30 protein-coding genes are annotated in these 23,527 nt (G+C 69.0%); 19 read left to right on the top strand and 11 right to left on the bottom strand.

The genetic code is table 11. The annotated features are described in order from the left end of the window. The 10 genes from ACFQ27_RS14515 to ACFQ27_RS14470 all read left to right on the top strand — a co-directional run. Positions 1-607 (top strand): YceI family protein (locus ACFQ27_RS14515; RefSeq protein WP_377354084.1); only part of this gene is annotated, 607 nt, incomplete at its 5' end. A gap of 17 nt (positions 608-624) precedes the next feature. Continuing rightward, positions 625-1,509, top strand: coding sequence for an L-threonylcarbamoyladenylate synthase (locus ACFQ27_RS14510; protein ID WP_374344510.1), 885 nt, complete (start codon positions 625-627; stop codon positions 1,507-1,509). A gap of 37 nt (positions 1,510-1,546) precedes the next feature. Further along, positions 1,547-2,956, top strand: a complete 1,410-nt coding sequence (locus ACFQ27_RS14505) for an FAD-binding oxidoreductase (protein WP_377354083.1) — start codon at positions 1,547-1,549, stop codon at positions 2,954-2,956. A gap of 11 nt (positions 2,957-2,967) precedes the next feature. Further along, on the top strand, positions 2,968-3,753 hold the full coding sequence (gene yaaA, locus ACFQ27_RS14500) for a peroxide stress protein YaaA (protein WP_377354082.1): 786 nt from the start codon (positions 2,968-2,970) through the stop codon (positions 3,751-3,753). 108 nt (positions 3,754-3,861) lie between these two features. After that, complete coding sequence (locus ACFQ27_RS14495; RefSeq protein ID WP_374342771.1) at positions 3,862-4,188, top strand: PadR family transcriptional regulator; 327 nt, start codon at positions 3,862-3,864, stop codon at positions 4,186-4,188. After that, the gene (locus ACFQ27_RS14490; RefSeq protein WP_374342769.1) at positions 4,185-4,760 is read left to right on the top strand and encodes a DUF1700 domain-containing protein; all 576 of its coding nucleotides are present in this window, start codon (positions 4,185-4,187) and stop codon (positions 4,758-4,760) included. Before ACFQ27_RS14495 ends, ACFQ27_RS14490 begins: the two co-directional genes overlap by 4 nt. Continuing rightward, complete coding sequence (locus ACFQ27_RS14485; protein ID WP_374342767.1) at positions 4,757-5,515, top strand: GIN domain-containing protein; 759 nt, start codon at positions 4,757-4,759, stop codon at positions 5,513-5,515. The genes ACFQ27_RS14490 and ACFQ27_RS14485 overlap by 4 nt, the downstream gene beginning before the upstream one ends. A 122-nt stretch (positions 5,516-5,637) precedes the next feature. After that, positions 5,638-7,380 carry a sensor histidine kinase gene (locus tag ACFQ27_RS14480; protein WP_377354081.1) on the top strand — a complete coding sequence of 581 codons (1,743 nt, stop codon included), beginning with the start codon at positions 5,638-5,640 and terminating at the stop codon, positions 7,378-7,380. Continuing rightward, positions 7,377-7,766 carry a response regulator gene (locus ACFQ27_RS14475; protein ID WP_374342763.1) on the top strand — a complete coding sequence of 130 codons (390 nt, stop codon included), beginning with the start codon at positions 7,377-7,379 and terminating at the stop codon, positions 7,764-7,766. The genes ACFQ27_RS14480 and ACFQ27_RS14475 overlap by 4 nt, the downstream gene beginning before the upstream one ends. Positions 7,767-7,823: 57 nt before the next feature. Beyond that, positions 7,824-8,684 (top strand): SDR family oxidoreductase, encoded by an 861-nt coding sequence (locus ACFQ27_RS14470; RefSeq protein ID WP_374342761.1) that lies wholly within the window; start codon positions 7,824-7,826, stop codon positions 8,682-8,684. A 6-nt stretch (positions 8,685-8,690) separates the two neighbouring features. Here the strand turns inward: ACFQ27_RS14470 and ACFQ27_RS14465 are convergent, their stop codons facing one another. Continuing rightward, entirely contained in the window at positions 8,691-9,482 is a 792-nt protein-coding gene (locus ACFQ27_RS14465; RefSeq protein ID WP_377354080.1) for a glutathione S-transferase family protein, read from the bottom strand. A gap of 146 nt (positions 9,483-9,628) precedes the next feature. Between ACFQ27_RS14465 and ACFQ27_RS14460 the strand changes: the two genes are divergently transcribed. After that, positions 9,629-10,414 (top strand): SDR family NAD(P)-dependent oxidoreductase, encoded by a 786-nt coding sequence (locus ACFQ27_RS14460; protein WP_377354079.1) that lies wholly within the window; start codon positions 9,629-9,631, stop codon positions 10,412-10,414. A 159-nt stretch (positions 10,415-10,573) separates the two neighbouring features. After that, positions 10,574-11,551, top strand: coding sequence for an NAD(P)H-dependent flavin oxidoreductase (locus ACFQ27_RS14455; RefSeq protein ID WP_374342754.1), 978 nt, complete (start codon positions 10,574-10,576; stop codon positions 11,549-11,551). Between the two features lie 138 nt (positions 11,552-11,689). On the opposite strand, the gene wrbA is transcribed toward ACFQ27_RS14455, so the two are convergent. Further along, the gene (wrbA, locus tag ACFQ27_RS14450) at positions 11,690-12,289 is read right to left on the bottom strand and encodes an NAD(P)H:quinone oxidoreductase (protein WP_377354078.1); all 600 of its coding nucleotides are present in this window, start codon (positions 12,287-12,289) and stop codon (positions 11,690-11,692) included. Between the two features lie 92 nt (positions 12,290-12,381). Beyond that, positions 12,382-13,077, bottom strand: a complete 696-nt coding sequence (locus ACFQ27_RS14445) for a pirin family protein (RefSeq protein ID WP_374342750.1) — start codon at positions 13,075-13,077, stop codon at positions 12,382-12,384. 113 nt (positions 13,078-13,190) lie between these two features. Here ACFQ27_RS14445 and ACFQ27_RS14440 point away from each other — a divergent pair, with 113 nt between their 5' ends. Beyond that, a complete protein-coding gene (locus ACFQ27_RS14440) occupies positions 13,191-14,108 on the top strand; it encodes a LysR family transcriptional regulator (protein WP_377354077.1) in 918 nt (305 codons plus the stop codon). Here ACFQ27_RS14440 and ACFQ27_RS14435 read toward each other — a convergent pair. Next, positions 14,105-14,623: a YbjN domain-containing protein gene (locus ACFQ27_RS14435; RefSeq protein ID WP_377354076.1), complete on the bottom strand. Its 519-nt coding sequence runs from the start codon at positions 14,621-14,623 to the stop codon at positions 14,105-14,107. The genes ACFQ27_RS14440 and ACFQ27_RS14435 overlap by 4 nt on opposite strands. Before the next feature lie 100 nt (positions 14,624-14,723). On the opposite strand from ACFQ27_RS14435, the gene ACFQ27_RS14430 reads away from it, so the two are divergent. Genes ACFQ27_RS14430 through ACFQ27_RS14420 form a run of 3 tightly spaced genes read left to right on the top strand, consistent with a single transcriptional unit; the run spans position 14,724 to position 16,614 of the window. After that, complete coding sequence (locus tag ACFQ27_RS14430; protein ID WP_374342744.1) at positions 14,724-15,185, top strand: TIGR02301 family protein; 462 nt, start codon at positions 14,724-14,726, stop codon at positions 15,183-15,185. A 29-nt stretch (positions 15,186-15,214) separates the two neighbouring features. Next, positions 15,215-16,147: an SPFH domain-containing protein gene (locus ACFQ27_RS14425; protein ID WP_374342742.1), complete on the top strand. Its 933-nt coding sequence runs from the start codon at positions 15,215-15,217 to the stop codon at positions 16,145-16,147. Between the two features lie 5 nt (positions 16,148-16,152). Continuing rightward, positions 16,153-16,614 (top strand): NfeD family protein, encoded by a 462-nt coding sequence (locus ACFQ27_RS14420; RefSeq protein WP_377354075.1) that lies wholly within the window; start codon positions 16,153-16,155, stop codon positions 16,612-16,614. On the opposite strand, the gene ACFQ27_RS14415 is transcribed toward ACFQ27_RS14420, so the two are convergent. From ACFQ27_RS14415 to ACFQ27_RS14390, 6 genes are all read right to left on the bottom strand, one after another. Then, on the bottom strand, positions 16,577-17,071 hold the full coding sequence (locus tag ACFQ27_RS14415) for a MarR family winged helix-turn-helix transcriptional regulator (RefSeq protein ID WP_374342738.1): 495 nt from the start codon (positions 17,069-17,071) through the stop codon (positions 16,577-16,579). The genes ACFQ27_RS14420 and ACFQ27_RS14415 overlap by 38 nt on opposite strands. A gap of 64 nt (positions 17,072-17,135) precedes the next feature. Continuing rightward, positions 17,136-17,579 carry a ribonuclease HI gene (gene rnhA / locus ACFQ27_RS14410; protein ID WP_374342736.1) on the bottom strand — a complete coding sequence of 148 codons (444 nt, stop codon included), beginning with the start codon at positions 17,577-17,579 and terminating at the stop codon, positions 17,136-17,138. Next, the gene (gene thrB / locus ACFQ27_RS14405; protein ID WP_377354073.1) at positions 17,576-18,541 is read right to left on the bottom strand and encodes a homoserine kinase; all 966 of its coding nucleotides are present in this window, start codon (positions 18,539-18,541) and stop codon (positions 17,576-17,578) included. The genes rnhA and thrB overlap by 4 nt, the downstream gene beginning before the upstream one ends. A 48-nt stretch (positions 18,542-18,589) precedes the next feature. Beyond that, complete coding sequence (locus ACFQ27_RS14400; RefSeq protein ID WP_374342732.1) at positions 18,590-19,195, bottom strand: TetR/AcrR family transcriptional regulator; 606 nt, start codon at positions 19,193-19,195, stop codon at positions 18,590-18,592. Between the two features lie 16 nt (positions 19,196-19,211). Next, on the bottom strand, positions 19,212-20,003 hold the full coding sequence (locus ACFQ27_RS14395) for an SDR family NAD(P)-dependent oxidoreductase (RefSeq protein ID WP_377354071.1): 792 nt from the start codon (positions 20,001-20,003) through the stop codon (positions 19,212-19,214). A gap of 11 nt (positions 20,004-20,014) precedes the next feature. Then, positions 20,015-20,443: a tautomerase family protein gene (locus ACFQ27_RS14390; RefSeq protein WP_377354070.1), complete on the bottom strand. Its 429-nt coding sequence runs from the start codon at positions 20,441-20,443 to the stop codon at positions 20,015-20,017. Positions 20,444-20,589: 146 nt separating this feature from the next. On the opposite strand from ACFQ27_RS14390, the gene ACFQ27_RS14385 reads away from it, so the two are divergent. The 3 genes from ACFQ27_RS14385 to ACFQ27_RS14375 all read left to right on the top strand — a co-directional run bounded on the left by ACFQ27_RS14385 (position 20,590) and on the right by ACFQ27_RS14375 (position 22,456). Beyond that, the gene (locus ACFQ27_RS14385) at positions 20,590-21,867 is read left to right on the top strand and encodes an APC family permease (RefSeq protein ID WP_377354069.1); all 1,278 of its coding nucleotides are present in this window, start codon (positions 20,590-20,592) and stop codon (positions 21,865-21,867) included. Continuing rightward, on the top strand, positions 21,854-22,147 hold the full coding sequence (locus tag ACFQ27_RS14380; protein WP_377354068.1) for a hypothetical protein: 294 nt from the start codon (positions 21,854-21,856) through the stop codon (positions 22,145-22,147). Before ACFQ27_RS14385 ends, ACFQ27_RS14380 begins: the two co-directional genes overlap by 14 nt. A 63-nt stretch (positions 22,148-22,210) precedes the next feature. Then, positions 22,211-22,456 carry a hypothetical protein gene (locus ACFQ27_RS14375; RefSeq protein WP_377354067.1) on the top strand — a complete coding sequence of 82 codons (246 nt, stop codon included), beginning with the start codon at positions 22,211-22,213 and terminating at the stop codon, positions 22,454-22,456. Here the strand turns inward: ACFQ27_RS14375 and ispH are convergent. Beyond that, positions 22,453-23,412, bottom strand: a complete 960-nt coding sequence (ispH, locus tag ACFQ27_RS14370; protein ID WP_377354066.1) for a 4-hydroxy-3-methylbut-2-enyl diphosphate reductase — start codon at positions 23,410-23,412, stop codon at positions 22,453-22,455. The genes ACFQ27_RS14375 and ispH overlap by 4 nt on opposite strands. Between the last annotated feature and the right edge of the window lie 115 nt (positions 23,413-23,527).

The raw sequence follows: 23,527 nt of genomic DNA, 5'->3' as shown, positions 1-23,527 counted from the left end.
GGCCGCCCAGCCGATGACCGATGACCTGCCGGACGCCCCGCCGGCCGCCGCCGCGCCCGCCGCAGCCCAGGCCCCTGAGGCCGCGACCGCCGAGGCGCCGAAGGTTCTGCCCCTGTCGGCCTGGAGCGTCGACAAGGGCTCGAGCCTGGCCTTCGCCACGGTCTGGTCCGGCCAGGCCATCGAGGGCCAGTTCGAACGCTGGAGCGCCGACATCACCTTCAGCCCGGACCAACTGGACAAGTCCAAGGTCAATGTCTCGATCGATCTGACCTCAGCCAGGACCGGCGACGCCCAGCGCGACGCGAGTCTCGCGGGTCCCGACTGGTTCGACGCCGACGCCCATGGCCAGGCGGTGTTCACCGCCACGCGGTTCGAGAAGACCGGTGAAGACCGCTATGTCGCCCATGGCCAACTGAGCCTTCGCGGGGTGTCCAAGGTCTTCGACCTGCCGTTCCGCCTGAAGATCGACGGCGACAAGGCCCGCATGAGCGGTGTAACCAGCCTCGACCGCACCGCCTTTGGCGTGGGGCAGGGCGAGTGGCAGGCGACCGATCAGATTCCCGCAGCAGTGAAGGTGAGCGTGAAGCTCACGGCGACGCGCAAATAGGCGCGGCGGCAGAGGCCCTGCGCGCCGGCCAGTTGATCCTGTTGCCGACCGAGACCGTCTATGGGCTGGGAGCCGACGCCTCGAACCCTGCGGCGGTGGCGGCGATCTATGAGGCCAAGGGGCGGCCCCGGTTCAATCCGCTGATCAGTCACGTGGCCGATCTGGCCGGGGCCGAGCGGATCGCCGTGTTCGACGAGCGGGCGCGCAAGCTGGCGGCGGCCTTCTGGCCCGGTCCGCTCACCCTGGTGCTGCCGATGGCCCCCGACGGCGTGGTCTGCGACCTGGCCCGCGCCGGGCTGGAGAGCGTGGCGGTGCGCTGTCCGGCGCACCTGATCGCGCATACGGTGCTGGCGGCCTTTGGCGGCCCGGTGGTCGCGCCCTCAGCCAACCGCTCGGGGCGGCCCAGCCCCACCACCTTCGCTGACGCGGTGGAGGAGACCGGCGACAAGGTCGGCGCGGCGTTGGACGGCGGGCCTTGCGAGGTGGGTCTGGAATCGACGGTGGTCGGGCTCCTGGACGCCCCGCGCCTGCTGCGGCCCGGCGCGGTGACTCGGGGCCAGATCGAGGCGGTGATCGGCCCCCTGGCCGAGGCCGAAGATGACGCCAAGCGCTCGCCTGGCCGGCTGGCGCGGCACTATTCGCCAGACGCGCCCGTGCGGCTGAACGCTGACCGCGCCGAGCCCGGCGAGGCCTATCTGGGCTTTGGCCCCGGCCCCGGCGATCCGGCCCTGAACCTCAGTCCCTCTGGCGACCTGCGCGAGGCCGCCGCCAACCTGTTCGCCTATCTGCGCGCGGCGGACCGGACCAGGCCCTCGGCCATCGCCGTCGCCCCGATCCCCGACGAAGGGCTGGGCGAGGCGATCAATGACCGCCTGAAGCGCGCCGCCGGCTTCGTCGGCTGACTGGCCCGCACCCGCCGTTGAGCGTAGTCTGCCGCCCATGACCAAGCCCGTTCCCGCCGATGTGCTGTCGCGCCTGAAGTCCGTGCTGGGCGAGGGGGGTTGGAGCCAGGATCCCGACCGGCTGGCCCCCAAGCTCTTGGAATGGCGCGACCGCTGGACGGGGACGACGCCGCTGCTGGCCCTGCCGAAGACGACGGCGGAGGTCGCCGCCGTGGTTGGGATCTGCGCCGAGGCCGGGGTGGCGATCACGCCCCAGGGCGGCAACACCGGCCTGGTGGGCGGGCAGATTCCGCAAGGCGAGATCCTCTTGTCCACCGAGCGCCTGCGGGCGATCCGTGACCTGGACGCCTTTGACGATGTGATCGTGGCCGAGGCCGGGGTGACCCTGGCGGCGGTCCACGAGGCGGTGGCGACAGTCGGGCGGCGCTTCCCCCTGGGCCTGGCCTCCGAAGGCACGGCGACCGTGGGCGGGGTGGTCTCGACCAATGCTGGCGGCACCCAGGTGCTGCGCTATGGGACCACGCGGGACCTGGTGCTGGGCCTGGAGGCCGTGCTGCCCAATGGCGAGGTCTGGAACGGGCTGAAGCGCCTGCGCAAGGACAACACCGGCTATGACCTGAAACAGCTGCTGATCGGCGGGGAGGGGACGCTGGGCGTGGTCACCGCCGCCAGCCTGAAGCTGTTCCCGGTGCTGGTCAGTCGCGCCACCGCCATCGCCGCCGTCGACAGCCCCGAGGTGGCGATCCAGATGCTGGCGCGGGCCAAGGACACCGCCGGCGGGGCCGTGGAGGCCTTTGAACTGATGGGCCGGCGCGGGATCGAGTTCGTGCTGAAGAACATCACCGGCCAACGCGATCCGCTGCCGCAAGCACATCCCTGGTACGTGCTGGTCGAGATCGCCTCCGGCGAGCCGGGCGCCGCGGAGGCGGCCATGGAGCGGCTCTTGTCCAAGGGGCTGGAGGACGGGCTGGTGCGCGACGCCGTGGTCGCCCAGACCGACGCCCAGGCCAAGGCCCTGTGGTCGATCCGCGAGAACCAGTCGCCGGGCCAGAAGCCGGAGGGCGCGACCTGGAAGCACGACATTTCGGTGCCAGTGAGCCAGGTGGCCCGCTTCATCGCCGAGGCCAGCGCGGCCATGGAGGCCTTCGTTCCGGGCTGCCGGATCACCGCCTTCGGCCATGTGGGCGACGGCAACATCCACTACGACGTGATCCGCCCCCACGGCGGCGACAACGCTGAGCATTCGGCGAAGCGGGACCAGGGCAGCCGCATGGTGCACGACATCGTCGCTCGGCTGGGCGGCTCGATCTCGGCCGAGCACGGGCTGGGGGCGATGAAGACGGAAGAAGCCCGCCGCTACAAGAGCCCGGTCGAGGTTGCGGCCCTGGAGGCGATCCGGCAAAGCCTGGATCCGAAGCGGATCATGAATCCGCGCGTGTTCTTCTAGAGCCTTCATCCATGCTGATCGTCCTGTCGCCGGCCAAGGCGATGAACTTCGCAGCCCCGAAGACCGTGGCGCCGGCCACGATTCCGGACCTGGCGGCGGACATCGCCGAGCTGTCCCAGGTGACGCGCAAGCTGAGCGTCCGCCAGCTGAAGAGCCTGATGGACCTGTCGGACAACCTGGCCACCCTGAACCGCGAGCGGTTCCAGGCCTTCGATCCGGCCATGGAGGACGGCCTCCAGGCGGCCTTCGCCTTCAACGGCGATGTCTATTCCGGGCTGAAGGCGCGTGAGCTGGACAAGAAGGCCCTGGCCTGGGCCCAGGACCATGTACGGATCCTGTCGGGCCTGTACGGGATCCTTCGGCCGCTCGACCTGATCCAGCCCTACCGCCTGGAGATGGGGACGCGGCTGAAGACCCCGCGCGGCAAGAGCCTCTACGACTTCTGGGGCGACAAGCTGGCCAGGGAACTGGATGTGGCGCTCGCCCCGCACAAGGACCGGACCCTGGTGAACTGCGCCAGCGGCGAGTACTTCGGCGCCGTCGACCTGAAGGCGCTCAAGGCGCCGGTGATCAATGTCCGCTTCCTGGAGGAGAAGGACGGCGAGGCCCGCATCATCAGCTTCTACGCCAAGAAGGCCCGTGGCCTGATGGCCCGCTACGCCATCGATCACCGGATCGAAAAGGCCGCCGACCTGAAGGCCTTCGACGCCGAGGGCTACCGGTTCCAGGCGGAGGCCTCGATCGAGGCCGAGTGGGTGTTCTCCCGCCCGCAGCCGCCGCCGGCCGGCAAGGCCTGACGTCCCAACCGAGGCGCCAACCACCATGAACTATTGTTCATGGATAGGTACCTTGTACCGCACGGTACCTTGCGATAGTCATCTCCTTGTTCAAAGGAGACAGGCCTCGTGTCGGAAACGATCCAGGTACAGCTGAAGAAAGGCGTGCTCGAGCTCTGCGTGCTCGCGCTGCTCTCGCGCGGCGACGCCTACGCCTACGAAATCGCGAGCCGTCTCACCAAGGGGATCGATATGGGTGAGGGCACCATCTACCCGCTGATGCGCCGCATGCAGTCGGACGGTCTGGTCGAAACCTATCTGGTGGAGAGCAGCGCCGGGCCGCCGCGCAAGTACTACAAGCTGACGGACGCCGGGCGGACGAGCTTCGCCGCCCAGCAGGCCGAATGGGCCGCCTTTTCGCAGGCGGTGAACGACATCCTGGGAGGGGCCCAATGAGCCGCCAGGTCTTCATGTCCAAGCTGCGCGAGGGCCTTCGCGGCCTGCCGCAAAAGGCCATCGACGACATCGCCGCCGACTACGAGGCGCATTTCACCGAAGGCGAGGCCGCCGGTCGCACCGAGGCCGAGGTCGCCGAGGCCCTGGGCGATCCCGCCCGCCTGGCCCGCGAGCTGCGCGCCGAGGCCGACCTGAAGCGCTGGGAGGAGCAACGGAACCCGTCCGCCGCCGCCAGCGCCATCTTCGCGGTGCTGGGGCTAGGGGCGCTGGACGTCCTGATCCTGCTGCCGATCCTCTTGTCCATCGCGGGAACCCTGTTCGGCTTCGCCATCGCGGCCCTGGTCTGCTTCGCGGCCGGCGCGGTGATCTTCGCGGCCGGGCCGTTCATCGCGGTGGGGGCGCCGATCGGGGCCCTGATGCTGGCCGGCCTGGGCCTGATGGCCGGGGCCAGCTCCATCGGCGCGGTCACCACCCTGGTGACCATCGCCTTCGTCAACGGGCTGGTCTGGTACGGCCGGCTGCACATGCGGCTGCTCAAGCCCGCGCTGGAACCCACGGGGGTCTCGTCGTGATCCGCACGCTCGTTATCATCGCCGCCGCCGGCTTCGTGCTCTGCATCGCCAGCTTCGCCGGGGCCTTCGCTGTCGCCGGCGGTCCGTTCTGGATCGAGGACGGCCGCTTCCACCGCTGGAGCTTCGAGGGCCACGGCGACCGCGACGGCTGGCATGGCCGGGTCGATCGCGGCCAGGACCAGGCTGAGGCGGTCCAGAAACGCGCCCTGACCTGGACCGGCGGCGACCGGCTGGAGACCGATCTGCCGGCCGATATCCGCTACACCCAGGACGCCAACACCCAACTGACCATCGAGGCGCCGGATGAGGTCTTGAAGCATCTGGTGATCCGCGACGGCCGCATCACCATGGACGAGGGCGGTGTCGATTTCGACCGCATCACCATCATCCTGCACGCGCCGAACGTCACCCGCTTCGATCTGTCGGGCGCTCAGCAGCTGACCATCGACGGCTACAAGCAGGAGGTCCTGGATCTGCGGATCTCCGGCTCGGCCGACGTGACCGCGGTGGGCGAGGTCAAGACCGTGAAGCTGGACATCACCGGCTCCGGCCAGGCCGACCTGGGCCACCTGGACGCCGACGCCGCGCAAGTGGACATCTCCGGCTCCGGCGAGGCGTCCATCGCGCCGCGCAAGGCCGCCGATATCCGCATCTCCGGCAACGGCAAGATCGACCTGCTCACCCGCCCGGCGGACCTGCGCACCGACATCACCGGCATGGGCCAGATCGACCAGTCGGCCGACGGCCAGGACTGACCCGCAAGACCAGCCATTGACCTGAGGCCGAAGGCCGCCTCTCCTACAACCTGGGAGGGGCGGTCTCGGTGACATTCGGCAGGTGGTTGCTCAGTCCTTGGGTGTCGTCGTCGGCTGACGGCGTGACGGAGCGCGTCCTCACCTTCCTGCAGATCGTGTCCGACATCGCCCTGGGCCTGGCCTGCCTCTCCGCCTTCGCCGCCCTGATCTGGCTGGTGCGCCGCCGGCGGGACCTGATCTCGCGGCGGGTGGTCTGGCTGCTGGGGCTCGCGGCCCTGACCAGCGCTCTGTCCCAGTTCATGTCGGCGACCACGCCGGGCGCCCCGCCCTCGCTCATGGAGACGATGGCGCGGATGGCGGCCACCGTGTTCGACGTGGCCGCAGCCATCGCCTTCTGGCCCATCGTCCCGCGCCTGGGCGCTATCCTGTCGCAACGGGACGAGGCCATGGGCGCCCTGGCCGCCAGCGAGGCGGAGTTCCGGGCCAGCTTTGAAGGCTCCGCCGTGGGCAAGACCATCGCCAACCCTGCGGACGGCGTGATCCTGCGCGCCAACCAGGCCTTCAGCCGCATGCTGGGCTACACGCCCGAGGAGCTGGCCGGCGTCAACGCCTGGACCCTGAGTTTCGCGCAGGACCTGGAGCCCGACCGGCTGGAGTTCCGCCGCCTGCTGGCCGGGGAGACGGACGTCTATATGCGCGAGAAGCCTTATCGCCGTCGCGATGGCTCGCCGGTGTGGGCCAGGGTGTCCGCCACCCTGTCGCGCGACGCCGAGGGCGCGCCGCGCCAGGTGCACGCCGTGATCGAGGACATCGACGATCGCCGCCGGGCCGAGGCCGCGGCGCGGGAGTACGAGACCCGCCTGCGCTTCGCCGCCGAGGCGGCCCAGATCGCGGTCTGGGAGATAGACTATCGGCGCAACATCGGCCGGCTGGACCTGAGGGCTTCCGAGATGACCTGGGGCCAGGTCCCGCCGGAGGTCTGGTTGCCCCTGGATGGACCCGAGTTCAGCGGCTGGGTCGCCCGCATCCACCCCGAGGACCGACCCGCCCGGGATGCGGCGGTCCAGGCGGTGCGCGACGGCGCCCGGGATGTGGTGCAGATGGAATACCGGGCCAGGCGGCCGGACGGCGCTTGGGGCTGGCAGTCGCACTGGCGGCTGATCACCGAGCGTGAGTTGGACACCGGCAAGCCGATCCGCGTGCTGGGCGTCATCATGGACACCACCCAACGGGCCCTGGCCGAGGCCGAGCTGCGCGCCACCCTGGCCCAGCGGGACCTCCTGCTGCGCGAGGTCTATCACCGGGTGAAGAACAACCTGCAGATCGTCGACGGCATCGTCATGATGCAGGTCCGCGCCCTGAAGGATGACCAAGCCCGCGAGGCCTTGAAGGCCCTGCGCAGCCGCATCTACGCCCTGGGTCTGGTGCATCACCAGCTGATGACCTCCAAGGATCTGGAGACCTTCGAGCTTGAGCCGTTCCTGGACGAGCTGACCCGCAACATCCTGGACGGCGGCGGCGCGCAGTCGGTGAGCCTGGACCTGCAGGTCGAGCCCATGCGCGCAGGCCTCGACTTTGCGATCCCGCTCGGCCTGCTGGTCACCGAACTGGTCACCAACACGCTGAAGCATGCGTTCAAGGACGGCGTCGGCCGCATCCGGGTGACCCTCAAGCGGCGCGCGGACGGCCGCTATGACCTCATCGTGGCCGACAATGGCGTCGGACGCCCCGAGGGCGGCGTCGCCCGGGGGCTCGGATCCGTGATTATCGCGGGCCTGGTGGCCCAACTGGATGGCGAGATCGCCACGCACAACGACAACGGTCTTGTGACCGAAATCACCCTATCGCCCCCGGAGCGGACATGATCGAGACCCTGGACACCGAGCTCAAGGACTGCGTGCTGGTCGTGGAGGATGAGTTCCTGATCGCCGCCAGCCTCAGCATGCAGATCGAGGACCTCGGCATGGCGGTGTGCGGCACGGCCGACACCGCACGCGGCGCCATCGACATGGCTCTGCGGCATCGTCCGCGGGTGATCCTGATGGACATGCGCCTGAAGGGGCAGGAGGACGGGGTCGACGCCGCCCTGGCCATCCACAAGGCGGTGGGCTCGAAGGTCATTTTCATCACAGGCTCGCGCGAGCCGGCGACCATGGCGCGGATCCAGGAGGACCATCCCGCCGCGGTGCTGTTCAAGCCGATCTATGGGCGCCAGTTGCAGACGGCGATCGAAAGCGTGCTCGCAAGCTAGAGGCGCGTGCGAATTCAGCTAAGCTTCCCTCCAACGACACCAAGGGGGAGGACGCTCATGGCCAAGGCCGCAAGCGACAAGCAGGTTGTGCTGATCACCGGCACGTCCACGGGGGTTGGGCTCTATACGGCCATCCGGTTCGCCAAGGCGGGCTATGAGGTCGTGGCCACCATGCGCGACACCGGCAAGAAGAAGCCGCTGCTCGAGGCCGCCAAGGCGGCGGGCGTGAAGGTGCGCGTGGACCGGCTGGACGTGCTCAGCCAGAAGTCCATCGAGGGCAGCGTGAAGCGCACCCTGAAGCGCTATGGCCGCATCGACGTGCTGGTGAACAACGCGGGCGCCGGCTTCCTGGGCAGCCTGGAGCAGACCAGCGACGCCGACCTGAAGCGGACCATGGGCATCAACTTCTTCGGGGTCTGGCACACCACCAAGGCGGTGTTCCCGCACATGCGCGAGCGCGGCTCGGGCCGGATCATCTCGGTGACCAGCGTCGGCGGCCTGATCGGCCAGCCGTTCAACGAGGCCTATTGCGCCGCCAAGTTCGCGGTGGAGGGCATGATGGAGGGCTTCGCGCCGCTGGCCCGCCGCATGGGCGTGGCGGTCAGCCTGATCGAGCCCGGCCCCATCAACACCGAGTTCGTGGCCAATGTCCGGGCGGTGAGCGAGGGCGGGCTCTCGAACTTCCAGCCGCCTTATGACGCCATGATCGCCAAGTACATGGGATCGTCCGGCGACGTCTTCGCCCAGTTCGGCCAGACCGGCGACGATATCGCGGCGATCATCGTCGAGGCGGCGACGGCCGAGCAGCCGCATTTCCGCTACATCACCTCGGAGTTCGCCAAGCAGATCGTGAAGCCGAAGGTGGCGGAGTATACGGGCGACGCGGTGGTCGAGGCCTTCGCCGCCCGTCTCCAATAGGGCGCCTTAGGAGAAATCCGGGCTGAACCGGATGTTGTCGCGGGCCAGGCCGTCGAGCACGACCTGGACCCCGCCGCTCTTGATCATCCATTCCAGGCGGTGGTCGCGGTACTCGCGCTTGAACAGGCCCTGCTTCACCAGTTCGGCCACGTTCGGCATGGCCGAGGCTGCGGCGGCCTGGCCGGCTTCGGCGGTGGTGGCGGCGACGGAGGGGCGAGCGTTGGCGCGGGCCAGCCAGTCGGACAGCTTGGAGCCCTTGGCCGACGGCCGACCATGGCCCACGGAGCCGTTCACGTACGGGACCACGCTCAGGTCGCCCCAGCCGAAGGTCTCGCCGTTGAACCAGGGCCGGTCGCCGAGCTGGGCCTCGAGCCAGGCGTAGAAGCCGTTGGTCTGCTCGGTGGCGCGGGCCAGCAGGGTGTCGCGCAACTCGCCCTCGGCGCGGCCGAACCAGGCGATCTCCGACAGGCCCCAGTTTATGGCCTCGTAGTGGGTGTCCATCACCTCCTCGATCATCCGCACCCGGGCGCGGTCGGCCGGGCTGGCGGGCAGGAGGGCCGGGGTCGGCCAAGCGTCTTCGATGTATTCGAGGATGATGGTGGAATCGAAAATCTCGACCCCGTCATGGACCAGGGCCGGGACCTCGGCGCGGGGATTGGCGCGGACGAAATCGCCCTGCGCGCCGCCGGCGCCGAGGCCGCCGGGCATCTGGGTCTCAAAGGCCTGGCCCTTTTCGCGCAGGGCGATCTTGCACTTCTGGGCGTAGGGCGAGAGCGGGTGGTCGTAGAGGGTGATCATGGCTTGCGTCCTCCTGCGGCCGTCTGCGCGGCGCGAGGACAAATCTCGCCCGCCCGTCCGTCGGGGAAGTCAAACGCAGGGTTGACGGGCGGGGGCGGAATCCGGCCAATCGCCCCAACAACTGTTTGAACGGGGAAGAGACGACCATGGCCTACAAGGCGTTTGATCTGACGGGCAAGGTGGCCCTGGTGACCGGCGGCAACGGCGGGATCGGCTTCGGCATGGTCGAGGCCCTGGCCCAGGCTGGCGCCGACGTGGTGATCTGGGGCTCTAACCCCAAGAAGAACGCCGACGCCGAGGTCAAGCTGGCCGGGCTGGGCGTGAAGGTGATGAGCCAGGTGGTCGACGTCGCCGACGAGCACGCGGTGGCCGCGGGCATGGTCGAGGCGGTGTCCAAGATGGGCCGCGTCGACACGGTGATCGCCAACGCCGGCATCGGCGCCGGCGCCTCGTCCTTCTCCGAGTTCCCCACCGAGACTTATCGCAAGGTGCTGTCGGTGAACCTGGACGGGGTGTTCTTCACCTTCCGCGAGGCCTGCAAGCACATGGTCGAGCGCGCGGGCCAGGGCGACCGGGCCGGCGGCTCACTGGTGGCCATCTCCTCGCTGTCGGCCCTGGACGGCGCGCCGCGCAACGAGGCCTATGCGGCCACCAAGGGCGCCCTGATCCCGATGGTCCGCGCCATCGCCGTGGAGCACGCCCGCTATGGCGTTCGCGCCAACTGCATCCTGCCCGGCTGGATCGCCACCGACATGACGGCGGGCGCGCAAGGCAATGACAAGTTCAACGACAACGTCATCAAGCGCGTGCCCATGCGCCGTTGGGGCCAGCCGGCGGACTTTGGCGGCATGGCGGTCTATTTCGCCTCGGACGCCTCCAGCTTCCACACCGGCGACAACGTCTTGATCGACGGCGGCTACGGGATCTTCTGATCCAGCCCCACCACAATCGTCATCCTCCGGGCGGCGGCCCGGAGGATGACGCGCTGTCGAGTGGGGTGGGCGTTCCCCAGCGTCACGGTTTTCATTCGCCCGCCCCGGCGCCATCCTTCCCGGCATAAGAATTCGACCATTGTCGTCGGGAGGAATTTGATGAGCCTGCATACGCCCCTTTGCGATCTCCTGGGCGTGAAGCGCCCGATCATGCTGGCCGGGATGGGCGGCGTGTCCTATGCCGAGCTGGCGGCGGCGGTGACCAACGCCGGGGGCTATGGCGTGCTGGGCATGGCCGGCCGCGGTCCCGACTTCATCCGCGAACAGATGCGCCTGGTGCGCAAGCTGACCGACGGTCCGTTCGGGGTCGACCTGCTGGCCGCCAGCCCCGAGAGCCTGACGGCGTCTGTCGACGTGATCATCGAGGAAGGCGCGTCGAGCTTCGTGGCCGGTCTGGGCGTGCCCATGCCGATCATGGAGAAGCTGAAGAAGGCCGGCCTGAAGGTCATGGTGGTCTGCGGGGCCGTGAAGCACGCGGTTAAGGCCGAGCAGGCCGGCTGCGACGCCGTGATCTGCCAGGGCGGCGAGGGCGGCGGCCACACCGGCCTCGTCGGCACCATGCCCCTGGTGGCCCAGGCGGTGGAGGCCGTGAAGGTCCCGGTGGTGGCGGCCGGGGGCATTTATGATGGCCGTGGCCTGGCGGCGGCCCTGGCGCTGGGCGCGACCGGCGTCTGGATGGGCACCCGCTTCATCGCCTCGGCCGAGGCCCATGCGGGCGAGCTCTATCGCCAGACCATCGTGGAGTCCTCCGACGAGGATACGGTCCGCACCCGCTGCTATTCCGGCAAGCCGATGCGGGTGCGCAAGAACCCCTATGTGGATGACTGGGAAAGCCGTCCGGGCGATATCCAGCCCTTCCCGATGCAGGCGATCCATTCGACCAACGCCGGGGTCATGGGCGGCATCGGCGGCCAGATCGAAGGCCTGGACGCCGACAGTTCCTGCTTCGCCATGGGCCAGTCGGCGGGCGGCGTCCACGACGTCCTGCCGGCGGCTGAGATCGTCGCGCGGATCATGAGCGAGGCGGAAGCGAGCATTGATCGCGTGGCCAAGCTGCGCGGCGCGGTGAACGCCTAGACCCTCAAACGAACGTCATCCTCCGGCCCCGCGCGAGCGGGGTCCGGGGGACCCAAGCTGAACTCCAAGATGGAGCAAAGCCGCTTGGGTCCCCCGGATCGGCCTGTCGGCCGACCGGAGGATGACGCATGTTTGGAGCTAGGCGGAAAGCTTCGCGGCGATCTCCGCCACGTGCTTGCCCTGGAAGCGGGCGCCGTCGAGTTCGTTGCCGCTGGGCAGGCGCGAGCCGTCGCCGCCGGTGATGGTGGAGGCGCCATAGGGCGTGCCGCCGGTCACCTCGTCCAGGCGCATCTGGCCCTGGAAGGCGTAGGGCAGGCCGACGATCACCAGGCCGAAGTGCATCAGCTGGACGATGGTCGAGATGATCGTGGTCTCCTGGCCGCCGTGCTGGGTGGCGGTGGAGGTGAAGACCGCGCCCACCTTGCCGTTCAGGGCGCCCTGGGCCCACAGGCCGCCGGCCTGGTCCCAGAAGGCCGCCATCTGCGAGGACATGCGCCCGAAGCGGGTGCCGACGCCGACGATGATGGCGTCGTAGTTGGCGAGGTCGGCGGGCGTGGCGATCGGGGCGGCTTGGTCGAGCTTGTAGCCGGACTTCTTCGCAAGCTCCTCCGGCACGGTTTCCGGCACGCGCTTGATGTCGACGGTCGCGCCGGCGGCGCGGGCGCCTTCGGCCACGGCCTCAGCCATGGTCTCCAGGTGGCCGTAGGTGGAGTGATAGAGAACGAGAACTTTCGCCATGGGGCGTCTCCTTGGGCGGGGGTGCAAGGGGCCGCCGGGACCGCGAGGTGCGGCCCCGGGGCAGGGGAGGAAAGGGAAGGGCTGGTGTCGCCTTAGGCGGCGTCGACCAGGACCAGTTCGGCGTCTTCCAGGGCGGTGACGCGCAGGGTCTGGACGTCACGGATGGCGGCGCCATCGCGGGTGTTGACGGTCACGCCATTGACCTCGACGCGGCCGGTGGCCGGAACCAGATAGCCGTAGCGGTCGCCCAGCTCGTACTCGGCGGTCTCGCCGGCCTTCAGCGTGGCGGCCACGACCCGGCCTTGGGTGCGGATCGGCAGGGCGTCGTTGTCGTTGTCAAAGCCGCTGGCCAGGGTCACGAACTTGCCCGCCCGGTCGCCCTTGGGGAACGGCTTGGCGCCCCAGGAGGGCTGGCCGCCGGCCTTGTTGGGCATGATCCAGATCTGGAACAGGGTCGTCTCCCCGTCCTCCAGATTGTACTCGGCGTGGCGGATGCCGGAGCCCGCGCTCATCACCTGGACGTCGCCGGCCTCGGTGCGGCCCTTGTTGCCCAGGCTGTCCTGGTGGGTGATCGCGCCTTTGCGGACATAGGTGATGATTTCCATGTTCGCGTGCGGGTGTGGCGGGAAGCCGGAGTTTGGGGCGATGGTGTCATCGTTCCAGACGCGCAGCGGGCCCCAGCCCATACGCTTGGGATCATGGTAGTCGGCGAACGAGAAGTGGTGCTTGGCGTCGAGCCAGCCGTGGTTGGCGCCGCCGAGGCTGTCGAAGGTGCGGACTTCGATCATGTGACTGTCCTCCTTGAGGGCGACCGGGTCGGCCGCCGCTGTTGAAGGAAAGATAGCCACGCCCCGGCATTTCGAAATAGAAACGATGGAAATAGATCGTTTCTGGAATCGATATGCCAAAGCTCCCCGACTTCGAGGCCTGGGCGGTGTTCGCCAAGGTGGCCGAGACCGGCGCCTTCGCCCGCGCCGCCGATGAGCTGGAGCTGTCCAAGGCCACGGTCTCCAAGGCGGTCAGCCGTCTGGAAGCGCGCCTGGGGTCGCAACTGTTCCACCGAACCTCGCGCAAGCTGTCCTTGACCGAGAGCGGGCGGGCGGCCTTGGAGCGGGCCCAGCGGATCCTGGCCGAGGGCGAGGCGGTGGAGGCCGAGGCCGCAGCCCAGTCGACGACGCCGCGCGGGCTGGTCCGGCTGGCGGCGCCGATGTCCTTCGGCATTCGGCATGTGGCGCCCCTGCTGCCGGAGTTTCTCGCCGCCTATCCGGAGGTGCAGGTGGACCTGTCCATGTCGGACCAGAAGGTCGACCTGGTGGCGGGCGGCTTCGACCTGGGCCTGAGGATCGGCGCCTTGCCGGATTCATCGCTGTTGGCGCGTCGCCTGTGCGGGGTGCGGTTGGTGCTGGTGGGCTCGCCGGCCTATTTCGCGGCCCACGGTCGGCCCGAGCATCCCAAGGACCTCGTCTGGCACAGGGCGCTGACCTACGCCTACGCCCTGACCCCGGAGGTCTGGCGGTTCCGCCACGCCGAACACGGCGAGCAGGCCGTCACGGTCTCAGGCCCCTTGCGGGTGAACAACGCCGACGCGGTGGTGCCAGCACTGAAGGCTGGCGTTGGCCTGGCCTTGCAGCCCGAGTTCATCGTCTGGTCCGAGCTGGGCGACGGCGCCCTGGAGGCGGTGATGTGCGACTGGACCACATCGGACATCGCCCTGCATCTGGTCAGCCCGCCGGGACGGCTGCGGCCCGCGCGGGTGCGGGTGCTCTACGACTTCCTGGCGTCGCGGCTGGCGACGGCGCCTTGGGCGATCAGTCTTTAGCGCTCGCCGGCCAGCAGGTAGGCGGTGGGATCGGTGGTGAAGGCGCTGAAGTCCCCCAGACAGCCCTGCCAGACGCCCACATGCTGCTTCAGGTCCTCGGCGTTGAGCCGGGGCGACAAGAGGGCTGAATAGACCAGGCTTGGGCGGAAGTCGTCGCCCAGGTAGCCGCGGCAGACCGCCGAGCGGCGGTTGAAGGCGTTGACCTGGGTCAGGGTCGCGCCCTTGCGGTCGAAGGCGGTGGAGAAGACCACGCCGCGACAGACCTTGCCCGTGGCGTCGCATTCCACGAACTGCAGGCCGAAGCCGCCGCCAGGGGTCTGGACATCGACCTGAACCTTGCCGGGCGTCGGCGGCTTGGCGATCTCGGCCTTGGCGCCCAGCCCGGCCAGCACCGCGATCAGCGTGGCGGGATCGCGAGCGTCTGCGACGGTCGTCGTGGGCGCGGGCTTGGAGGCGGCCAGGGCCTGCGAGGTCATGAGGGCGGCGAGGACGAGGATGAGGGCCGGTCTGCGCATGGCCTCCTGGCTAGCAAAGCCTGCGCCCGCACGCGAGGCCCGCTCGCCTGCAAGGCGCTCCCCAGTGGCGGTCGGGTCGCCCAGGCGCTAGATTTAGACCATGCGTTCCAAGCTCCTGATCGCCGCAGCTCTCGTCGCCCTTGGGGCGGCCGCGCCGGCGTCGGCCCAGGATCGGTCGCCGGGGGTCCGTCAGACGTTGGTGGACCTGGCCTATGTGCTGGGCGAGGTCCACGCCCTGCGCCAGGCGTGCCTGGGGGCCGAGGACCAGTTCTGGCGAGCGCGCATGATCCGCATGGTGGAGGCCGAGCAGCCTGACACCGCCTTGGACCGGCGACTGAAGGAAGCCTTCAACACCGGCTACGCCTCGCGTCAGAGCGAGTTTCCGGAATGCACCGGCCCGGCGCGCCGTGCGGAGATCGCCGCCCTGAACAAGGGGCAGAACCTGGCCGGCCAGCTGTCCAAGGTGATGAACACCGTCAAGCTCGACGCCCTGCCGACCCAGGCCGAGATCGACGCCGATCCGGCCCGAGGTCAGGTGACGCCAAGGCCCGCGACGCGCTAGACTGCCTCTCCGTTCTCGGAGAGGTTGTCATGTCCCTGATCGTTTCCGTGGCCTTCCTGGTGCTGGCCCTGTCCATTGTTCTGGGGGCGATCAAGATCGTGCCCCAGGGGCGCGAATACACGGTCGAGCGCTTCGGCCGCTACACCCGCACCCTCAAGCCCGGCATCAGCTTCCTGACCCCCTTCGTCGAAGGCGTCGGCCGGCGCATCAACATGATGGAGCAGGTGCTGGACGTGCCGCGCCAGGAGGTGATCACCAAGGACAACGTGATGGTCCAGGTGGACGCCATCGTCTTCATCCAGGTGATGGACGCGGCCCAGGCGGCCTATCGGGTGACCAATCTCGACTATGCGATCACCCAGCTGACCATGACCAACCTGCGCACCGTGGTCGGCAATCTGGAGTTGGACGAGGTCCTGTCCCAGCGGGACCAGATCAACACCCGGCTGCTGGACGTGATCGACCAGGCCACCAGTCCCTGGGGCGTGAAGGTGGCGCGTATCGAGATCAAGGACCTGCAGCCGCCGCCGGACATCACCAACGCCATGGCCCGCCAGATGAAGGCCGAGCGCGAGCGCCGCGCGGTGATTACCGAGGCGGACGGGGAGAAGCAGGCCGCCATCGCCCGCGCTGAGGGCTCCAAGCAGTCGGCGATCCTGGAGGCCGAGGGTCGCAAGGAAGCCGCCTTCCGCGACGCCGAAGCCCGCGAGCGCTCGGCCCAGGCCGAGGCCAAGGCGACCGAGGTGGTGTCGGAGGCCATCGCCAAGGGCGATGTCAACGCTGTGAACTACTTCATCGCCCAGAAGTACGTGGAGGCCTTCGGCAAGCTGGCCGAGAGCCCGCAGCAGCGCACGGTCATCGTCCCGGCTGACCTGGCCAGCCTGGTCGGCTCCATCGCCGGCGTCGGCGAACTGGTGAAGGCCGCCTCGGATGAGGCGCCGCGCATCGCAAAGAAGAGCTGACCGACATGGTGACCCTGATGGGCCTGGCGCTCGACAATCCGTTCTGGGTCTGGACGGCGATCGCCGCCCTGCTGCTGGCGGTGGAGGTCATGGGCGGCACGGGCTGGCTGCTCTGGCCCTCGGCGAGCGCCGCGGCGACGGCGGTGATCAGTCTCCTACCGCACCTGAACTGGCCGGCGGACCTGGCGATCTTCGCCGCCCTGACCATCGTCTCGACCCTGGCGGCGCGGCGCTTCTGGCCGGCGCCGGACAGCCATGAGGGCGAGGACATCAACGACAATATCGCCCGGCTGATCGGCCATCACGGCCGCGCCAGCCACGCCTTCGCCGGCCGGGCGGGGCGGGTGTTCATCGACGGCAAGGAGTGGGCCGCCGACCTGGACGAGGGTGACGACCTGGCGGCGGGCGCCTCGGTGGAGGTGACCGGGGTCAGCGGCTCGCGACTGCGGGTTCGACCGGTTCGCTGACGCTCTCGACCAGGAAGGTCCTCAGGGCCTTCAGGAACGGCAAGGCCTGGCGGAATTCGTTTTCGGTGAAGCTCTCGCGCAGGGAGCCGGTCTGGTCCTTCATGGCCTTGAGCACGTCGGATTGAGTCTCGCGCCCGGTGCGGGTGAGCCGCACGCGCTTCTTGCGGCGGTCGGAGACGTCGGCCAGGACGGCGACCCAGCCCTGGGTCTCCATCTTCTGCAGGATGTTGGTCAGGGCGCCCTTGGTCAGCATCAGCACCTGGGCCAGCTCGGCGGGGGTCTGGCCGTCGCCATAGCGCATCAGGTGGTTCAGCAGCTCGAAGTGGGCGTAGGTCATGCCCGGCGGCAGGTGCTGGATGACGCTCTGGCGGACCAGATACTGGACCGCGCCGATCTCGTTGAAGACTTCCACGTGCGGCAGGTCGTGAGCCAGGGGCTGGGCGGTCGCGGCCGACATCGGCGCCTCCATTCGTTCAAGCTTGAACGAGATGGGAAGCGTCGCCGTGGCTTTCAAGGGGCCATCAGGCGCTGGCGTGGTCCTTCAGGCCCTTGCGGGCCAGGAAGTCGGCGCGTTCGTTGTGCTCATGGCCCGCGTGGCCCTTCACCCAGCGCCAGGCGACGTCGTGGCGCAGGCGCGCCTCATCCAGGCGCCGCCATAGGTCGTCGTTCTTGACCGGCTTCTTGTCGGCGGTCTTCCAGCCCCGGGCTTTCCAGCCGCGGATCCACTCGGTGATGCCCTGCATCACGTACTGGCTGTCGGTGTGCAGCTCGACCTTGCAGGGGCGCTTGAGCAGCTCCAGCGCCTGGATGGCGGCCATCAGCTCCATGCGGTTATTGGTGGTCGCGGCCTCGCCGCCGCAGATCTCCTTGACGTGCTCGCCCCAGAACAGGATCGCGCCCCAGCCGCCGGGGCCGGGATTCCCGGAACACGCGCCGTCGGTATAGATCACCACGTCGGGCGTCACGCCCGCGCCCCCATCAGGACCAGGTCCGGCGCCTCGCGGTGGACGGCGAGCTTGCGCTCGTACTCCAGGGGATCCTTGGGCCGCACCAGGGCGCCGGCGGGCGTCGCGCCCCAGTCGGCCAGGCGGGTCAGGAAGAAGCGCATCGCCGCGCCATGGGCCAGGACCGGTAGGGCGGCGCGCTCGGCGTCGCTCAGGGGCCGGTAGCTCTCATAGCCGGCCAGCATCTGGCGGGCGGAGGTGATGTTGAAACTGCCGTCCGGCTCGAAGCACCAGGCGTTCAGGGCCACGGCGATGTCGTAGGCCAGGGCGTCGACGCAGGCGAAGTAGAAGTCGATGGTCCCGGCGAACTTCTCACCCTGGAAGAAGACGTTGTCCGGGAAGTAGTCGGCGTGGACGATGCCGCTGGGCAGCCCCTTAGGCCACTTGGCCGCAAGCAGGGCGAGGTCGGCGTCGATGGTGGCGGCGAGGCCGGGCTTCAGCCCCTCGGCGGCGTCCTTAAGGCCGGCGAACAGCGGCGCCCAGGCGCCCTGGCCCAGGTCGTTGGCGCGGGTCCCGGTGAAGCCTTCCGAGGCGAGGTGCAGGCGGGCGAGGCCCTCGCCGGCTTCGCGGCAATGCTGGGCGTTGGGGCGGCGCACGGACAGGCCGGGCAGGAAGGCGACCAAGGCGGCGGGTTTGCCGCGCACGGTCTGCAGGATATCGCCCCGCCGGTCGCGGATCGGCGCCGCGCTGGGATAGTGGTGATCGGCCAGCCACATCATCAGGTCGAGGAAGAAGGGCAGCTCCTCGCGCCGCACCCGCTTCTCATAGACGGTCAGGATGTAGCGGCCCTTTTCCGTCTCAAGCAGGAAGTTGGAGTTCTCCACGCCTTCGGCGATGCCCTTGAAGGCGAGCGGCGCGCCGAGGTCGAACCCGCTCAGCAGGTCCTGGAGTTCTTGATCGGTGATGTCGGTGTAGACGGCCATGACCGGGCGGGCATGGGCGAGGTCGGGCCGCGGGTCAAGACGGCTTGGTCAGGCCGTCTCCGGCCAGGGCTGGGTCGCCAGCGAGAGGGCGGCGGCGCGCCCGCCCTTGATCAGGCGCTCGACGACCTGGGGATCGGTCTCGATGCGGGCCAGCTGCAGCACGCCGAACATCTGGGCGAAGACCAGGCTCGCCCGATCGAGACGGGCCTCGGCGGAGCCGCCAGCGGGCAGCTGGTCGGCGATCAACCGCACCATGCCGCGGCCGCGCACATCGAAGCGCTGGCGGGTCTCTTCCGGCTGGCGGGCGATCTCCGGACCCAGGGCGGAGACGGCGCAGCCCAGGCCCATATGGTCCCGGTGCAGGACGCGCAGATAGCTGTGGATCAGCACCTTCAGGCGCTCCGCCTCCGGCGCGGCCGCCAGCACCTCCTGGAAGTAGCCCAGGGTGGACTCCGCGGCGTGCTCGAGCGCCGCGGCGATCAGGTCCTCGCGAGAGGCGAAGTGGGCGTAGAAGCCGCCATGGGTAAGGCCGGCGTCGGCCATCAGCGGGCGCACGCCGACGGCGGCCACGCCGTCGCGGCGGAACCGCTCGGCGGCGCGCTTCAGGATTTCCTCGCGGGAGATCTGCTTCTGGTCGCCCTTGTAGCGCGCCACCTTGGGATCCTCTCGACTAGGTCTGGAGGTAGCGCTCGGCCACGCGACCTCCGGTCACCTCGCCCAGGAAGGCGAGGCGCTTGCCCTCGATGTCGTCCCAAAGCGCCGGGCTGACAAGGGTCGGAACGGTGATCTGCTCGCCTTTCGCCAGGCCGGCCAGGGCGGCGTCCACCAGGGCGTCGGCCGAGATATAGGCCGTGTCCGGGAAGATGCTGTCGGGCAGGCCCTGGGCCTTGAAGAACTCCGTGCGGATCGGGCCGGGCAGGACGGCCTGGATGCGGATGCGGCTGTCCGCATACTCCTGCTGCAGGGAGCGGGTGAAGTTCAGCACATAGGCTTTGGAGCCACTGTACGAGGCGCCGCCTGCCGAGGGGCCATAGGCCAGGACAGAGGCGATGTTCACCAGCGCGCCCTCGCCGGACGTCCCGAAGCCGGCGAGCGCGGCCAACGACAGGCGGGTGAGCGCCACGATGTTCAGCCGGATCAGCGCCTCCTGGGCGTCCGCACCGGTGGCCGCCGTGGGGCCCAGCGCGCCGACGCCGGCGTTGTTGATCAGGACCGCGACGGGTTCGGCATGCAGCCGGGCCTCGAGCCTGGCCAGGTCTGAGGCGTTCGCCAGGTCGAGGACCAGGGTTTCGACCTGGACGCCATATTGGGCGCTCAGCCGCGCCGCGAGTTCGGCCAGCCGGTCCGCGCGCCGGGCGACCAGCAGCAGGTCGTAGCCCTGCGCCGCCAGCCGATCCGCATAGGTGGCCCCGATGCCGGAAGAGGCGCCGGTGACCACCGCCACACCTTGAGGGTTGGACATCTTGATCCTCCTCAGGCGTGCGTGCGGGGGGAGGGGCGGTTCTCGGCGCGCCAGCGCCGCTCGTCCTCGGTGTCGGGCTTGGGCGGGTAGTGGCCGTTGATCGACCAGTAGTCGATGGGGGTCTCGTCGATGTGGAACTCCCAGTCGTAGCCCTTGTCCGCCAGGTAGGGCTTCAGGATCGCATTGACCCTGTCGATGAAGCGCCGACTGGATTCGATGTTGGGGAAGGAGCGGGCGATGTGCTCCATCACCATGCGCACGAAGCGCTCGGCAGGCTTGCCGCCCACAAAGAAGTTCCGGGCTTCGATCGCCTGGAAGACGATGCCCACATAGAACCGGGGCATCACCGCCCCGTAGATCTCGGTGATCTTCTCCGCCAGCTCCGCCTTGTCGGCGTCCGAGAAGGCGTCAGCCGGGTGATAGATCGTCCAAAGGGGCATTTCGGAACCTCCGCTCCATTTCTATGACACTCGTCATATGTTAGCGCGGATCTATATATGTCAACTGTCATATTATGAGAGTCGCCCCAGGGCTTGCGTTTCGGCCCACGCCGTTCAGGCTGGCCTGGCCTTCGGGGGGAGAGCGTATGCGGTCGGAGTCCGGGCTGGTTCGGGGGGTGGGCTTCCTTGGCCTGTGCGCCCTGGTCATCAATGGGATGGTCGGGTCGGGGATTTTCGCCCTGCCTTACGCCTTGGCCCAGCGGGTGGGCGGCTGGACCCCGGTGGTGCTGCTGGCCATGGGGGTAGCCCTGATCCCGCTGGTCTTTGTGATGGCCCGGCTCGCGGCGATGTTCGACCGCACGGGCGGACCCGTCGCCTATGTCCAGGACGCCTTTGGCGGCAACGCCGCCTTCGTGGTGGGCTGGCTGCAGATCCTGTCGGTGGCTTCGGCCACGGCGGCCAACGCCAACGCCCTGTCGGACTATCTGTTCGGCTCCGTGGCTGGGGGGACCTCAACCCTGATCCACGCCGCCGCGACCTTCGCGGGCCTCGCCCTGGCCGTGGGTCTCAATGTCATGCCCTCGCGGCGGACGGCGGGGGTTCTGGTGCTGGCCTCGATCTGCAAGCTGGCGCCCCTGGTCCTGATCGGCCTGTTCGCCTGGCCGCACCTGGGCGTCGCGCCCGACAGCACGCCGGCCGAGACCTGGGCGCCGCTGCAGGCGGTGCTCCTGGCCTGCTACGCCATGATCGGGTTCGAGAACGCCCTGACCATGGCGGGCGAGGCGCGCAATCCCGAGCGCGATATGCCGCGCGCCCTGTTCCTGGTCTTTGGGCTCTGCACCCTGATCTACGCCCTGATCGCGGCGGCCTACTGCGCCACGGTGTTTGCGCCGGGCAAGGCCGACAGCGCCCCGGTGGCGACCCTGGCCAAGGCCCTGTTCGGCGACCTCGGCGGCGTCCTGGTGCTGTTCGCCGTCGCCTGGTCGATCCTTGGCAACATGACCATCAACATGCTGGGCAACTCCCGGCGCATCTTTGCGATGGAGCAGCAGGGCGACCTGCCGCGCGGGCTGGGCCGTCTGCATCCCGGCCTCAGCATCCCCATCAACGCCGTGGCCCTGGTCGGCGTCCTCACCGTGGGCCTCGCCCTGAGCGGCGGCTTCGTGGTGCTGGCCGTGCTCAGCGTCGCGGCGCGGCTGGCGGTTTATCTCTCCTGCATCGCGGCCTTGCCCATGGTCCGGCGGCGCAGGGCGCGCGGCGTCCTGACCCTGGAATGGGTGGCGATCATCGCCGCCGCAGGGCTCTGCGGTTGGCTGATCCTGCAGTCGAAGCCGGAGAACTGGCTGGCCATGGCCGCTGCGGTGACCAGTGGGCTGGTCCTGCGCGCGGTGGCGCGGCGGCTGCGGGGCCATGTCGGCGCCTGAGCCTGGCAAGACGGCGGGCATTGTGCGTGGTAGTCTGCTGAGCCAGGAGGCGGAAATGGTCGCGCTCAAAGTCAAGAAGACCGGAGAAGACGTCGTCGTCCCTGCGGAAGAACTCCGGGAAGCCCTCGGCGCCGCCGAGGGGGGCACGATCTACGCAGCTCAGCCCAATGAGAGTGAAGTGACGCTTGCGCGACGGGATACGTCGTTTGATGCACGGCGCGCGCGCGGCAAGGCCTTCATCAATCGCTACAGGAAGACACTGAACGATTTGGCGAAGTGACGCCAAGTAGTTGGATCGGTCCAATGCGACGCCCCGCCTTTGGCCCTGCCTAGCGAGAACTTGATGCGACATCCAGTAATCAAGGCGGTGGGCTATTCGCTGGTCGTCCTCGTCTATGTTGGGGCGTTGGCCACCGCGATCGCCGCGGCAATGTCGGGGCGCATGTTCCTGGGCTACAGCGCGAGGGGAATTCCGGTCTGGACCGCAACGACGCTCGCTCTGTTCGCACTCATTGGGCTGGCGGGGGTGATGTGGCTGGGGCGCCGCCTGCGCACTTATCTGACGCGCCGGACCGAGACGTCCGACTAGCTCGCCAACACCCGCGGCAGCTTGAAGCTCACCGTCTCGCGGGCGGCTTCCACCTCAGTGACTTCGACTGCGAACTTCGCCGAGATCGCCTCGATCACGCCCTGGACCAGCAGTTCCGGGGCCGAGGCGCCGGCCGTGACGCCCACGCTGGCGGCGCCGTCCAGCCAGGCGAGATCGAGCTTGGAGGCGTCGTCGATCAGGTAGGCGCCGCGCACACCGGCCCGCTTGGCGACCTCGACCAGGCGCACGGAATTGGACGAGTTGGCGGAGCCGATCACCAGCACCACGTCGGCCTGGCCGCCGATGGCCTTCACCGCGTCCTGGCGGTTGGTGGTGGCGTAGCAGATGTCTTCCTTGTGCGGGGCGCTGATGCCCGGGAAGCGCTCGCGCAGGGCGGCGACGATGTCGGCGGTGTCGTCCACCGACAAGGTTGTCTGGGTGACGAAGGCGACATTGGCCGGGTCGCGCGGCGCAAAGACGCGGGCGTCCTCCACCGTCTCGATCAGGGCCACGGCGCCGTTCGGCAGCTGGCCCATGGTGCCGACCACCTCGGGGTGACCCGCATGGCCGATGAGCACAATCTCGCGGCCGGCGTCGAAATGGCGCTGGGCCTCGACGTGCACCTTGGAGACCAGGGGGCAGGTGGCGTCCAGATAGAGCATCTTGCGGGCCTTGGCCTCAGCCGGCACCGACTTGGGCACCCCGTGGGCCGAGAACACCACCGGACGATCCGGCGGGCACTCTTCGAGCTCTTCGACGAAGACGGCGCCCATGGCCTTCAGGCGGTCGACCACATGGCGGTTGTGGACGATCTCGTGGCGCACATAGACCGGGGCGCCGTACTTCTCGATGGCGCGCTCGACGATCTGGATGGCGCGGTCGACCCCGGCGCAGAACCCGCGCGGGGTGGCGAGCAGCACCTTGAGGGGCGGTTTGGCAACGGCGGCGTCGGGCATGGCTGCAAACTAGGGTGTCGGCGCGTCATTCGCCAGCCGCGTTGCGGCCTCAATCGATAGCCATTAGTAGAAACCCATTGCGGAGCCCGTTCCGGGCGGCCGCCCCTTGCTGTTG

It is taken from the genome of Phenylobacterium conjunctum, assembly GCF_042679085.1.
GTDB classification, from domain to species: domain Bacteria; phylum Pseudomonadota; class Alphaproteobacteria; order Caulobacterales; family Caulobacteraceae; genus Phenylobacterium; species Phenylobacterium conjunctum.
Note: the sequence above shows the minus strand (reverse complement) of the source record. Positions and strands in the feature narration are given on the sequence as shown.

What these genes read in the sequence shown, in the direction of transcription:
- ACFQ27_RS14505 (WP_377354083.1), top strand. Translation starts at nt 1,547, where the DNA reads ATGACCAAGCCCGTTCCCGCCGATGTGCTGTCGCGCCTGAAGTCCGTG.
- yaaA (WP_377354082.1), top strand. Translation starts at nt 2,968, where the DNA reads ATGCTGATCGTCCTGTCGCCGGCCAAGGCGATGAACTTCGCAGCCCCG.
- ACFQ27_RS14490 (WP_374342769.1), top strand. Translation starts at nt 4,185, where the DNA reads ATGAGCCGCCAGGTCTTCATGTCCAAGCTGCGCGAGGGCCTTCGCGGC.
- ACFQ27_RS14475 (WP_374342763.1), top strand. Translation starts at nt 7,377, where the DNA reads ATGATCGAGACCCTGGACACCGAGCTCAAGGACTGCGTGCTGGTCGTG.
- ACFQ27_RS14470 (WP_374342761.1), top strand. Translation starts at nt 7,824, where the DNA reads ATGGCCAAGGCCGCAAGCGACAAGCAGGTTGTGCTGATCACCGGCACG.
- ACFQ27_RS14465 (WP_377354080.1), bottom strand. Translation starts at nt 9,482, where the DNA reads ATGATCACCCTCTACGACCACCCGCTCTCGCCCTACGCCCAGAAGTGC.
- ACFQ27_RS14460 (WP_377354079.1), top strand. Translation starts at nt 9,629, where the DNA reads ATGGCCTACAAGGCGTTTGATCTGACGGGCAAGGTGGCCCTGGTGACC.
- ACFQ27_RS14455 (WP_374342754.1), top strand. Translation starts at nt 10,574, where the DNA reads ATGAGCCTGCATACGCCCCTTTGCGATCTCCTGGGCGTGAAGCGCCCG.
- wrbA (WP_377354078.1), bottom strand. Translation starts at nt 12,289, where the DNA reads ATGGCGAAAGTTCTCGTTCTCTATCACTCCACCTACGGCCACCTGGAG.
- ACFQ27_RS14445 (WP_374342750.1), bottom strand. Translation starts at nt 13,077, where the DNA reads ATGATCGAAGTCCGCACCTTCGACAGCCTCGGCGGCGCCAACCACGGC.
- ACFQ27_RS14440 (WP_377354077.1), top strand. Translation starts at nt 13,191, where the DNA reads ATGCCAAAGCTCCCCGACTTCGAGGCCTGGGCGGTGTTCGCCAAGGTG.
- ACFQ27_RS14435 (WP_377354076.1), bottom strand. Translation starts at nt 14,623, where the DNA reads ATGCGCAGACCGGCCCTCATCCTCGTCCTCGCCGCCCTCATGACCTCG.
- ACFQ27_RS14430 (WP_374342744.1), top strand. Translation starts at nt 14,724, where the DNA reads ATGCGTTCCAAGCTCCTGATCGCCGCAGCTCTCGTCGCCCTTGGGGCG.
- ACFQ27_RS14425 (WP_374342742.1), top strand. Translation starts at nt 15,215, where the DNA reads ATGTCCCTGATCGTTTCCGTGGCCTTCCTGGTGCTGGCCCTGTCCATT.
- ACFQ27_RS14420 (WP_377354075.1), top strand. Translation starts at nt 16,153, where the DNA reads ATGGTGACCCTGATGGGCCTGGCGCTCGACAATCCGTTCTGGGTCTGG.
- ACFQ27_RS14415 (WP_374342738.1), bottom strand. Translation starts at nt 17,071, where the DNA reads ATGTCGGCCGCGACCGCCCAGCCCCTGGCTCACGACCTGCCGCACGTG.
- thrB (WP_377354073.1), bottom strand. Translation starts at nt 18,541, where the DNA reads ATGGCCGTCTACACCGACATCACCGATCAAGAACTCCAGGACCTGCTG.
- ACFQ27_RS14395 (WP_377354071.1), bottom strand. Translation starts at nt 20,003, where the DNA reads ATGTCCAACCCTCAAGGTGTGGCGGTGGTCACCGGCGCCTCTTCCGGC.
- ACFQ27_RS14390 (WP_377354070.1), bottom strand. Translation starts at nt 20,443, where the DNA reads ATGCCCCTTTGGACGATCTATCACCCGGCTGACGCCTTCTCGGACGCC.
- ACFQ27_RS14385 (WP_377354069.1), top strand. Translation starts at nt 20,590, where the DNA reads ATGCGGTCGGAGTCCGGGCTGGTTCGGGGGGTGGGCTTCCTTGGCCTG.
- ACFQ27_RS14380 (WP_377354068.1), top strand. Translation starts at nt 21,854, where the DNA reads ATGTCGGCGCCTGAGCCTGGCAAGACGGCGGGCATTGTGCGTGGTAGT.
- ACFQ27_RS14375 (WP_377354067.1), top strand. Translation starts at nt 22,211, where the DNA reads ATGCGACATCCAGTAATCAAGGCGGTGGGCTATTCGCTGGTCGTCCTC.
- ispH (WP_377354066.1), bottom strand. Translation starts at nt 23,412, where the DNA reads ATGCCCGACGCCGCCGTTGCCAAACCGCCCCTCAAGGTGCTGCTCGCC.